Raw genomic sequence first — 10,792 nt, 5'->3', positions numbered from 1 at the left:
CCGCGGAAAGCGAAGCGCCTGGAACGAAAATCAACAGCCTTGTTTAACAGAGCCTTCCACCTAAAAACAGTATCAATTCAGTTAATAAGCTTGGACAAAAACACGAACATATGTTAGCATTTAGTTATAAGATTAAACAAGGCTATAAATATGAAATATTTCATCACTTTTCATAGCATTGCTTTTGAAAAAAAACTATGATATAATTTCAACTTGTGAGTAATTAAACAATTATTCCTTGCCCTGTAATGGGGCCGTCAGACCAAAAGGAGGTGACAGTGATGAGAAAGTACGAAGTTATGTACATCATCCGCCCAAATATTGAAGAGGAAGCTAAAAAGGCTCTAACTGAGCGTTTCAGTGGAATTTTAACAGATAACGGTGCGGAAGTTTCAGAAGCTAAAGAATGGGGCAAACGCCGTCTTGCTTATGAAATCAATGATTTTCGTGATGGCTACTACCAGCTTTTAAAAGTAAATGCTGAGCCAGCTGCAGTTGAGGAATTCTCTCGTCTTGCAAAGATCAGCGAAGATATCATTCGCCACATCGTAATTAAAGAAGAAGAATAAATATAAATTTGACATATACTTTCAGCTGGAAATGTTTCACGTGAAACAGTAAGGCTGAGGGGAAGGAGTTGATTCTGATGATGAATCGTGTCATTCTTGTCGGCCGTTTGACTAAGGATCCTGAATTACGCTTCACACCGAATGGAGTTGCAGTTGCTACTTTCACACTTGCGGTAAATCGTGCATTTACCAACCAGCAAGGTGAAAGAGAAGCCGATTTCATTAACTGTGTGGTATGGCGCCGTCCTGCTGAAAATGTTGCTAACTTCCTTAAGAAGGGCAGCCTTGCTGGCGTAGACGGACGTGTACAAACTCGCAGCTATGAGGGACAAGATGGTAAACGTGTTTACGTTACAGAAGTTCTAGCGGAGAGCGTGCAGTTCCTTGAGCCAAAAGGTCAAGGTCAAACTTCAGACAGAGGGGATAATAACTATTCCCGCCAAAATGATCAGGGTTCCCCATTTGGGAATCAGAATCAACGCCAAAATCAAGGTTATACAAAAGTAGATGAAGATCCATTTGCAGGTGGCGGCCAAATCGACATTTCAGATGATGATCTTCCATTCTAATATAAACTCGGACGTTTTATAAAATATATAAGGAGGGAAATGACCATGGCAATGGGTGGACGCAGAGGCGGACGTGCAAAGCGCCGTAAAGTTTGTTTCTTCACAGCAAACGGAATCACAAAGATTGATTATAAAGATACTGATCTTCTAAAAAAATTCATCTCTGAGCGCGGTAAAATTTTACCACGTCGTGTAACTGGAACTAGCGCTAAATATCAGCGTAAATTGACAGTTGCGATCAAACGTGCTCGTCAAATGGCATTACTGCCATACGTTTCAGGAGAATAATGATCGGATTTTAAAAGGCAGCGGGGTTGTTCTCCCGCTGCCTTTTATATTATGTTTCAGGACTTTGACTCGCTACTCGGTTGATTGTCCACAGTTTAGAAGATAAAATAGTTCTTATATGTTGGTTTTAGATTTGGATAAATTATTTGTAATTATATTAATGTCTAGCTCCAGCGCCTAGCCTAGCGAGGTTTGCTTGTCTAGTTTCGGTCCAGTCAATGAGCAAAAAGTGACTTTTATTTCCTGGTCCGCCAGCACTAGTCGGTGCTTAACACGGCGCTTGCGCTTTTCATGTAAGGGGTAAATTATGAAAAATACATACAAGCTGACAGAAGGAGCCATATTGCTGGCAATCTTTGCTGTTATGCTACTGATTACTTTATATATTCCTGTACTTAGTTTAGTGATTAATTTCTTCTTGGCATTGCCATTCCTGCTCTTTGGAGCAAAGCATGATTTGAAAAGCACCGCGGTGTTTACCCTGGCTGGTGTCCTGCTGTCAATGATTCTCGGTTCCTTTTTAGCGATACCGCTCGCTCTTGCTTATGGCACTACAGGAGCGGTAATGGGATATATGATCAGAGAAGGGAAAAGCAGGCTGGCAGTTTTCATGGCTGGTTCCATAGTGTTTCTTGTAAATATAGTGGCGCAATATGCTGTGTCAGTAGTCCTTTTTAAAATTAACTTTATTGACGAATTAATGGATACATTCCGTTTGTCAGTTAAACAGTCGATAAAGATGCTTGAGCAGTTTGGCCAGTCACCGGATGAGAAATTGATCAAGCAATTTGAATCCATGATTGATTTAATGGAGACGTTGGTACCTAGCATGTTTGTGATGGCATCTTTCCTGCTTGTGTTTGTCATCCAGCTTGCATCTTTTCCCTTTCTGAAGCGATTTGGCATAGATGTTCCAAAGTGGCGTCCGTTCAGGGAATTAGCCTTGCCAAAGAGTATTTTATGGTATTATCTGCTCACAATGCTTGCAGCGTTGCTGATGAGGCCGGAGGAAGGGACTTATTGGTTCTGGGTGATTGCTAATCTTTCGTTCATTCTCCAGATGCTAATGGTTCTCCAAGGTCTATCTTTTATATTTTATATCACTCATGCTAAAGGGTATCCTAAGGCTTTGCCAATCGTCGTCACAGTCCTTTTATTCCTTCTGCCTTTTATTCTTTATATTGTCAGGATATTAGGTATAATTGATTTAGGATTTGATTTAAGAAAACGTCTTGGAGAGAAGAAGAAGTAATCAGAAACTACTGCTTTAGGAGCTGAGCACATGCCTTCTTATATAGAGAGGCGGCAAATACGTTATCCACTATATGGATTGATGGCCGTAATACTGGTGCTTATTGGAGTGCTGTCCTACTATAATTGGATTATAGGGGCAGCAGGATTCATTCTCACCGGCCTGTTGATATATCTTATTTTTCAAGTGAACCATAAAATGAGACAAGAAACCGAAGAGTACATTTCCACTTTGTCTTACAGGGTCAAAAAGGTCGGCGAAGAAGCGCTGATGGAGATGCCGATTGGGATTATGCTGATCAATGACGATTATTATATTGAATGGACCAACCCTTTCATCGCTTCATGCTTTCATGAAGATACTCTTGTCGGAAGATCTTTATACGATGTGGCTGATGCCGTCATCCCATTGATTAAGCAAGAGGTTGAAACGGAGATTATATCGCTGCATGACCGTAAGTTCAGAGTCATCCATAAGCCGGAAGAACGGCTGCTCTATTTTTTTGATGTAACCGAGCAGGCTGAAATAGAGAAAATGTATCATGATGAGAGAACGGTCATTGCCATCATCTATCTGGATAACTACGAGGAATTGACACAGGGAATGGATGACCAGACCAAAAGCAGCTTGAACAGCCTGGTAACATCCATTTTAAATAAATGGGCAACCACTAATGGCGTATTCCTTAAAAGGGTTTCTTCTGAAAGATTTATCGCTGTTTTCAGTGAAAACATCCTTCATATGCTGGAAAAGGGAAAGTTCACGATTTTGGATGAAGTAAGAGAAACGACTTCCAAGCAAAATGTTCCGCTCACATTGAGTATCGGTGTCGGCACAGGTGTTTCCTCGCTGCCTGAGCTTGGTTCCCAGGCGCAATCCAGCCTCGATCTGGCATTGGGGCGTGGCGGGGATCAGGTCGCGATCAAGCAGCTAAATGGAAAAGTGAAATTTTACGGCGGCAAGACGAATCCTGTTGAAAAACGGACCAGAGTGAGGGCGAGGGTCATTTCCCATGCTTTGAAGGAATTGGTTGTCGAAAGCGACAAAGTATTGATCATGGGCCATAAGAATCCTGATATGGATGCAATTGGATCTGCAATCGGAATTTTGAAAGTTGCCCAGATGAATAAGCGAGAAGGATTTATTGTTTATAATAAAAACGAAATAGATACGGGCGTACAGCGTCTGATGGCTGAAATCAAACAAAATGAAGAGATGTATTCGCGTTTTATTTCACCGGAACAGGCATATGAAATCGCAACTGACGATACTTTGCTTGTCGTGGTAGATACTCATAAACCATCATTGGTAATCGATGAAAGGCTCATGAATCGAATTGAAAATGTCATTGTCATCGATCATCACCGCAGAGGAGAAGAATTCATTAAGAATCCTCTTCTTGTCTATATGGAGCCATATGCCTCTTCGACAGCGGAGCTTGTGACTGAGCTGCTCGAATATCAACCGAAGAACGGCAAAATACAAATGCTTGAGGCAACTGCCTTATTGGCAGGAATCATCGTTGATACAAAAAGCTTCACATTAAGAACGGGAGCACGTACTTTTGATGCAGCTTCTTACTTGCGAAGCCACGGGGCGGACACCGTTCTTGTCCAAAAGTTTTTAAAAGAAGATATCAATACGTATATCAAAAGAGCAAAAATTATCGAGAATGTTTATTTTTACAGAGACGGCATTGTCATTTCAAAAGCCGAGGAGGATGTATACTGTGACCAGGTGCTGATTGCCCAGGCTGCAGACACTCTCTTGACCATGGATGGGGTAACAGCTTCTTTCGTCATTTCTAAAAAGACAGACCATACAATTGGTGTCAGTGCCAGGTCACTTGGCGAAATCAATGTCCAGGTGATCATGGAACATCTAGAAGGAGGCGGGCATTTAACAAATGCAGCTACCCAATTATATGATGTATCCATAGAAGAAGCAGAAAATATGGTTAAAAATGCTATCACTGAATATTTAGAAGGGGGACAAAAAGAATGAAAGTAATCTTTTTGAAGGATGTTAAAGGGAAAGGCAAAAAAGGCGAAATTAAAAACGTTGCTGATGGATATGCACATAACTTCTTGATCAAGCAAGGCTTGGCCGTTGAAGCAAATCAAGGTGCGATGAGCTCTTTGAATGCCCAACAGAAAAAAGAAGAGAAAATGGCGCAAGAAGAACTGAATCAAGCTAAGGTTCTTAAAGAGACACTTGAAAAAGTGACAGTAGAACTGACTGCGAAGTCTGGGGAAGATGGCCGTTTATTTGGATCCATAACAAGTAAGCAGATTGCTGATGAGCTGCAAAAAGCGCATAGCATTAAGCTTGATAAGCGAAAAATCGAGCTTAATGATGCAATTCGCACACTTGGATACACAAAAGTTCCAGTCAAGCTTCATAAAGAAGTTCAGGCTACCTTGAATGTCCATGTAAAAGAAGGAAAATAATTTACAGTTCCATATAGTCATAAACATGTTAAAATAATATAGTTACAGAAAAATGGTGATCGGTAATGGCTGGTCACTTTTTTCCGTTAAAAAAGAGAGAATTCTTTTTGTAAGGGGGCAGGCAGATGAGTGAATTATTTGCGGATCGACTTCCGCCACAAAATATGGAAGCGGAACAAGCAGTGCTTGGTGCGATATTTTTAGAACCATCAGCTTTGACTCTTGCTTCAGAAATCTTAATCCCTGAAGATTTTTATCGAGTAGCTCACCAGAAAATCTTCAATGTCATGTTGGACTTGAGTGATAAGGGAAAAGCGATCGACTTAGTGACAGTGACAGAAAATCTGGCGTCCTCCAAGTTGATTGAAGATGTGGGCGGCGTAAGTTATTTAAGTGAATTAGCTGCATCGGTTCCGACAGCAGCAAATATAGAGTATTATGCTAGAATCGTAGAAGAAAAATCGCTTCTCAGAAGGCTGATCCGTACAGCTTCTGGCATCGCCGAAGATGGCTATATGCGAGAAGATGAAGTTGAAGCCTTGCTTGCTGAAGCGGAAAAAAACATCATGGAAGTTGCCCAGCGTAAAGGCGCAGGAGCCTTCCACAATATTAAAGATGTCCTTGTAAGGACTTATGACAATATTGAAGAAATGCATAACCGTAAAGGCGATATTACCGGACTAGAGACAGGATTTACCGAGCTGGATAGAATGACAGCAGGTTTCCAGCGAAATGATTTGATCATCGTTGGTGCCCGTCCTTCCGTAGGTAAAACAGCCTTCGCACTAAATATTGCCCAAAACGTTGCTAAAAAAACGGGAGAAAACGTAGCAATCTTCAGTTTGGAGATGGGTGCAGAACAACTAGTCATGCGTGTTCTTTGTGCTGAGGGCAATATTGACGCGCAAAGGCTGCGTACTGGTTCCCTGACAGACGAAGACTGGGGAAAACTGACGATGGCAATGGGAAGCCTGTCAAACTCAGGGATTTTCATTGATGATACTCCCGGTGTCCGAATCACTGATATTCGATCAAAATGCCGCCGCTTAAAGCAGGAGCACGGTCTCGGTATGATTATGATTGACTATTTGCAGCTGATTTTGGGAAGCGGCCGTGCTGGCGAAAACAGACAGCAGGAAGTATCTGAGATTTCACGTTCACTTAAGCAATTGGCCCGTGAACTGCAGGTACCGGTCATTGCCTTGTCACAGCTGTCCCGTGGTGTGGAACAGCGACAGGATAAGCGTCCGATGATGTCTGATATCCGTGAATCCGGATCAATCGAGCAGGATGCCGATATTGTTGCCTTCCTGTACCGTGATGACTACTATGACAAAGAATCAGAAAACAAGAACATCATTGAAATCATCATCGCCAAGCAGCGTAATGGCCCGACTGGTACCGTACAGCTTGCTTTTGTAAAAGAATATAATAAGTTCGTCAACATCGAGCAGAGGTATGATGAATCGTACGCTCCACCAGGGGCATAATGAGAATTAATCCGTATTGGATTAGTTCTCTTTTTTTACATAAAAACTGTTTTGTTTTCAAAAATGGTTTGGGTTATATTCACGAACGAATAAATTGTAATATAAATAAAATGTTCGTGTTTAATTGACTTTTTACTTAAAAAGCTGGTAAACTTTATATGTTTGAAACGGGATTAAATTTACCGTATACCTTTGGAGGTGCTTTTTATATGTCATCAGTAGTAGTAGTAGGAACACAATGGGGAGACGAAGGAAAAGGGAAAATTACGGATTTCCTTTCTGAAAATGCTGAAGTAATTGCCCGTTACCAGGGTGGAAACAACGCTGGACATACAATAAAATTTAATGGCGAAACATATAAACTGCATTTAATTCCATCTGGAATTTTCTATAAAGATAAAATCAGCGTGATTGGCAACGGGATGGTCGTTGACCCAAAAGCACTTGTTAAAGAACTTGCTTATCTTCATGACAAGGGTGTGACCACTGACAACCTGCGTATCAGCAACCGTGCACATGTGATCCTTCCTTACCACCTGAAGCTTGACGAGGTCGAAGAGGCAAGCAAGGGTGCAAATAAGATTGGTACGACTAAAAAGGGCATTGGACCTGCATACATGGACAAGGCAGCACGCATCGGCATCAGAATTGCAGACCTGCTTGACCGCGAATCTTTCGAAGAAAAGCTTACGCGTAACCTTGAGGAAAAGAATCGCCTTTTTGAAAGAATTTATGAGACAGAAGGCTTCAAAATCGAAGACATTCTTGATGAATATTATGAATATGGTCAGCAGATCAAACATTACGTACAGGACACATCTGTAGTATTGAATGATGCACTTGATGAAGGCCGACGAGTGCTGTTTGAAGGTGCCCAAGGTGTTATGCTTGATATCGACCAGGGAACATATCCATTCGTTACTTCTTCCAACCCTGTTGCTGGCGGTGTTACAATCGGTTCTGGCGTAGGTCCGACTAAGATTACTCATATTGTTGGTGTGTCAAAGGCTTATACCACTCGCGTTGGCGATGGCCCATTCCCAACAGAGCTTGATAATGAAATCGGCCACCAAATCCGTGAAGTAGGACGCGAATATGGTACAACAACAGGCCGTCCGCGCCGTGTCGGCTGGTTCGACAGTGTCGTTGTCCGCCATGCTCGCCGCGTAAGCGGAATTACTGATCTATCTTTGAATTCAATTGACGTATTAACGGGAATTGAGACACTAAAAATTTGCGTAGCGTACCGTTACAAAGGTGAATTGATTGAAGAGTTCCCAGCAAGCCTGAAAATGCTGGCAGATTGTGAGCCAGTGTATGAGGAGCTTCCAGGCTGGACAGAAGACATCACAGGTTGCAAAACCCTAGACAAGCTGCCAGAGAACGCTAGACACTACCTAGAGCGCATTTCACAGCTAACAGGCATTCCATTGTCTATCTTCTCAGTAGGACCAGACCGCACACAGACAAACGTTGTGCGCAGTCCTTGGAGATCTTAATAGCAGATAATAAATCCCCGCTCTCATGTGAGAGCGGGGATTTATTTGTTAGTTGTACTAATCGATGGGTACAAGGGAGGGCAAATGAACGTCACATAAATGTATTTAAATCTCACTCCTAAGGAAAAAAATAAAAAAACGAAAAAAGTTTTAAAATAATATATACAAACCATAAAATCCTGTGGTAATATAAACAACGTTGTCACCAAATCGACAAAATGTGATAAGATTTTCAAGCAGTTAAAATACAAAAAGTATTACTGCATTTATTGCGAGCCATTAGCTCAGTCGGTAGAGCATCTGACTTTTAATCAGAGGGTCGAAGGTTCGAGTCCTTCATGGCTCACCAAGATTTTTCGCGATAATGAAAATAATCATCCTTTTATTATTTGGCCCCTTGGTCAAGCGGTTAAGACACCGCCCTTTCACGGCGGTAACACGGGTTCGAATCCCGTAGGGGTCACTTTTACATATTTTTAATTTGGCTCAGTAGCTCAGTCGGTAGAGCAGGTTTCTCGCTCCTTTGAATTGGCTTCTGTGGAAACCTGCGAGAAAAACCGAGAGGTTTTTTGAGCAAGGGTCCTAAATAAAACAAAGTTTAGGATACAATATTATCATGGCTCAGTAGCTCAGTCGGTAGAGCAAAGGACTGAAAATCCTTGTGTCGGCGGTTCGATTCCGTCCTGAGCCATTAAAAAAGGGAGCGTGTCATATGACATGCTCCTTTTTTTGTTTGTTTGTAACATAATTGTAATATTACTGATAATTTTCACCATGCACCACTGGGTTATGTTGAAAATAATAGTAAAAAAGATCATCGTCCTAAAAGTAGGAGAAAAGCCTTAGTGTGACTGGGTTCTTAACTGGGATTTAACAAAAAAATACCGGCATGCGTTACCAAATTACTTACAAATAACGTAATTTAATGTCAGCTATTATACATTTTTGTTACATAATGAAGTCTAGCATTCTTACTGATACATTTTATGGTAAAGTATAAAGGTACAATTTTCTGAAATTGGTTATATAGTACTAGATTTATATATTTTGTTTTACCGTAGTGTAGGAGGATCAGAATGAAGAATTTAAAAAAGAAGCTGTCCAGTCTTGCGGGCAAAACATCAAAAGAGATGAAACCGGCAATCAAGAAGTCGATTATGGCTGCAGTCACTGTAGCTGCGTTGTCATTTGGTGCTGGAAACGTCGCACTTGCTGCTGAGTCAAATCTAACAACTGTATATTATGTCTATTTAAATGATAAATTTGTAGGAACTGTAGCGGATAAAGCTGAAGTTGAAAAAATGGTTGAAGAGAAGTTAACATCGGTTCAAAAAGAATATAAAGATCTTGATGTTGACCTTGGACTTGATGTTTCTTTTATTCCTGAACAGGTTTTTTCTTCGGCGGCAAATGCTGATAGTTCAGAGGTGTTAAGTGCAATCAAAAGTCAAATGGCTGTTCAGGCCGAAGCATCAGCTCTTGTTATTGACGGTGAGCCTGTAGCTTACTTAAAGGATCAGGAGGCATCTAAAGAAGTCCTGAAAAAAATGATGCTTGAGTATGTAAGTGAAGAAGAATTAGCTGGAGTGGAGAATAGAAAGAAATCTCCTAATCTACCAATACCCGAAGTGAAAGAAAATGAAACTCGTATATTAGACGTTCGTTTTACGAAAAATGTTTCGCAATCATCAGAAAAAATTAACCCTGAAAAAATCTTAACGGTTGAAGAAGCGTTTAAGCTTCTTAAAAAGGGTACGCTTGAAGAACAGAAGTACCAGGTTAAAGACGGGGATGTCTTAAGCAGCATTGCAAGCTCACATAATCTGAAGCTAACTCAATTACTTTCATTAAACAAAGGGCTTAACGAGGATTCGGTTTTAAAGCTTGGCCAGCAGCTTAATGTAACGGTGTTAAAGCCTTTTGTAGAAGTGGTTGTTGAACGCCAGGCATATGTAAAGGAAGAAGTCGCATTCCAAAAAGAGGTTGTCGATAACCCGAAAATGTTCAAAGGCGATACGAAGAAGCAGCAGACGGGCAAGAATGGTGTTAATGGGAAAATTTATGTAACATCAGAAAAAAATGGTCAGATTGTAAAAAAAGAAGCGATTAAAACAGAAGTACTCCAGAAACCGGTAAATGAAATCATCATCAGAGGAACAAAGGTTGTACCTTCTCGTGGAGACGGAACCTTTGTATGGCCGACTAACGGTGGTTATATATCAAGTCAGCAAGGATACCGCTGGAGCAGGATGCATAAAGGAATCGACATCGCAAGGCCTAGCAACTATACAATTAAAACCGTTGATAACGGAGTGGTTGTTTCGGCTGGTAATAATAATGATGGATACGGCAATAAAATCATAATTGACCATCAAAATGGTTATAGAACGATGTATGCCCATCTTGCATCTATTTCAGTAAGCCCTGGCCAGACAGTAGCTCGCGGTTCAAAGATTGGTGTTATGGGAAGAACAGGAAATTCTACTGGAATCCATCTCCATTTTGAAGTTTATCAAAATGGGAAGTTGATCAATCCCATGTCTAAACTCAATCGCTAAACTTATATGAAAAGAAGTCTCTAGAGCAACTAGAGACTTTTTTCATTCAATTAGGCAGTTTTTATTAAAAGAGAAGAAAGTATAAAATTCACTTCGAGAAATGTCCAGCTCCAGCGC

The 10,792-nt window shown here is 41.0% G+C and carries 9 protein-coding genes and 3 tRNA genes; all 12 read left to right on the top strand.

Annotated elements, in window-relative coordinates:
* Positions 1 to 281 precede the first annotated feature (281 nt).
* The 12 genes from rpsF to V7654_RS21120 all read left to right on the top strand — a co-directional run bounded on the left by rpsF (position 282) and on the right by V7654_RS21120 (position 10,675).
* Entirely contained in the window at positions 282 to 569 is a 288-nt protein-coding gene (gene rpsF, locus V7654_RS21175; protein ID WP_335375904.1) for a 30S ribosomal protein S6, read from the top strand.
* A gap of 77 nt (positions 570 to 646) precedes the next feature.
* Entirely contained in the window at positions 647 to 1,138 is a 492-nt protein-coding gene (ssb, locus tag V7654_RS21170) for a single-stranded DNA-binding protein (RefSeq protein ID WP_335375905.1), read from the top strand.
* A 51-nt stretch (positions 1,139 to 1,189) separates the two neighbouring features.
* A complete protein-coding gene (gene rpsR / locus V7654_RS21165) occupies positions 1,190 to 1,426 on the top strand; it encodes a 30S ribosomal protein S18 (protein WP_207501589.1) in 237 nt (78 codons plus the stop codon).
* 307 nt (positions 1,427 to 1,733) lie between these two features.
* Positions 1,734 to 2,678, top strand: coding sequence for a YybS family protein (locus tag V7654_RS21160; RefSeq protein WP_335432830.1), 945 nt, complete (start codon positions 1,734 to 1,736; stop codon positions 2,676 to 2,678).
* 30 nt (positions 2,679 to 2,708) lie between these two features.
* Complete coding sequence (locus V7654_RS21155) at positions 2,709 to 4,682, top strand: DHH family phosphoesterase (protein WP_335432829.1); 1,974 nt, start codon at positions 2,709 to 2,711, stop codon at positions 4,680 to 4,682.
* Complete coding sequence (rplI, locus tag V7654_RS21150) at positions 4,679 to 5,128, top strand: 50S ribosomal protein L9 (protein WP_335432828.1); 450 nt, start codon at positions 4,679 to 4,681, stop codon at positions 5,126 to 5,128. Before V7654_RS21155 ends, rplI begins: the two co-directional genes overlap by 4 nt.
* Before the next feature lie 125 nt (positions 5,129 to 5,253).
* Positions 5,254 to 6,618 (top strand): replicative DNA helicase, encoded by a 1,365-nt coding sequence (dnaB, locus tag V7654_RS21145; protein WP_207501540.1) that lies wholly within the window; start codon positions 5,254 to 5,256, stop codon positions 6,616 to 6,618.
* A 209-nt stretch (positions 6,619 to 6,827) separates the two neighbouring features.
* Positions 6,828 to 8,117, top strand: coding sequence for an adenylosuccinate synthase (locus V7654_RS21140; protein ID WP_335432827.1), 1,290 nt, complete (start codon positions 6,828 to 6,830; stop codon positions 8,115 to 8,117).
* A gap of 273 nt (positions 8,118 to 8,390) precedes the next feature.
* Positions 8,391 to 8,466 (top strand) — tRNA-Lys (locus tag V7654_RS21135).
* A gap of 42 nt (positions 8,467 to 8,508) precedes the next feature.
* Positions 8,509 to 8,580: transfer RNA gene (locus V7654_RS21130), tRNA-Glu, on the top strand.
* A 155-nt stretch (positions 8,581 to 8,735) separates the two neighbouring features.
* A tRNA-Phe gene (locus V7654_RS21125) sits at positions 8,736 to 8,808 on the top strand.
* 385 nt (positions 8,809 to 9,193) lie between these two features.
* The gene (locus V7654_RS21120) at positions 9,194 to 10,675 is read left to right on the top strand and encodes a LysM peptidoglycan-binding domain-containing M23 family metallopeptidase (RefSeq protein WP_335432826.1); all 1,482 of its coding nucleotides are present in this window, start codon (positions 9,194 to 9,196) and stop codon (positions 10,673 to 10,675) included.
* Positions 10,676 to 10,792: the final 117 nt, after the last annotated feature.

The sequence above is a fragment of the Bacillus sp. JJ1609 genome, assembly GCF_036967045.1.
GTDB lineage: Bacteria > Bacillota > Bacilli > Bacillales > Cytobacillaceae > Mesobacillus.
This window is presented reverse-complemented; position numbering and strand designations above follow the sequence as displayed.

Excerpts from the sequence above, each read along its gene's own strand:
- rpsF (WP_335375904.1), top strand. The coding sequence starts at position 282 with ATGAGAAAGTACGAAGTTATGTACATCATCCGCCCAAATATTGAAGAG.
- ssb (WP_335375905.1), top strand. The coding sequence starts at position 647 with ATGATGAATCGTGTCATTCTTGTCGGCCGTTTGACTAAGGATCCTGAA.
- rpsR (WP_207501589.1), top strand. The coding sequence starts at position 1,190 with ATGGGTGGACGCAGAGGCGGACGTGCAAAGCGCCGTAAAGTTTGTTTC.
- V7654_RS21160 (WP_335432830.1), top strand. The coding sequence starts at position 1,734 with ATGAAAAATACATACAAGCTGACAGAAGGAGCCATATTGCTGGCAATC.
- V7654_RS21155 (WP_335432829.1), top strand. The coding sequence starts at position 2,709 with ATGCCTTCTTATATAGAGAGGCGGCAAATACGTTATCCACTATATGGA.
- rplI (WP_335432828.1), top strand. The coding sequence starts at position 4,679 with ATGAAAGTAATCTTTTTGAAGGATGTTAAAGGGAAAGGCAAAAAAGGC.
- dnaB (WP_207501540.1), top strand. The coding sequence starts at position 5,254 with ATGAGTGAATTATTTGCGGATCGACTTCCGCCACAAAATATGGAAGCG.
- V7654_RS21140 (WP_335432827.1), top strand. The coding sequence starts at position 6,828 with ATGTCATCAGTAGTAGTAGTAGGAACACAATGGGGAGACGAAGGAAAA.
- V7654_RS21120 (WP_335432826.1), top strand. The coding sequence starts at position 9,194 with ATGAAGAATTTAAAAAAGAAGCTGTCCAGTCTTGCGGGCAAAACATCA.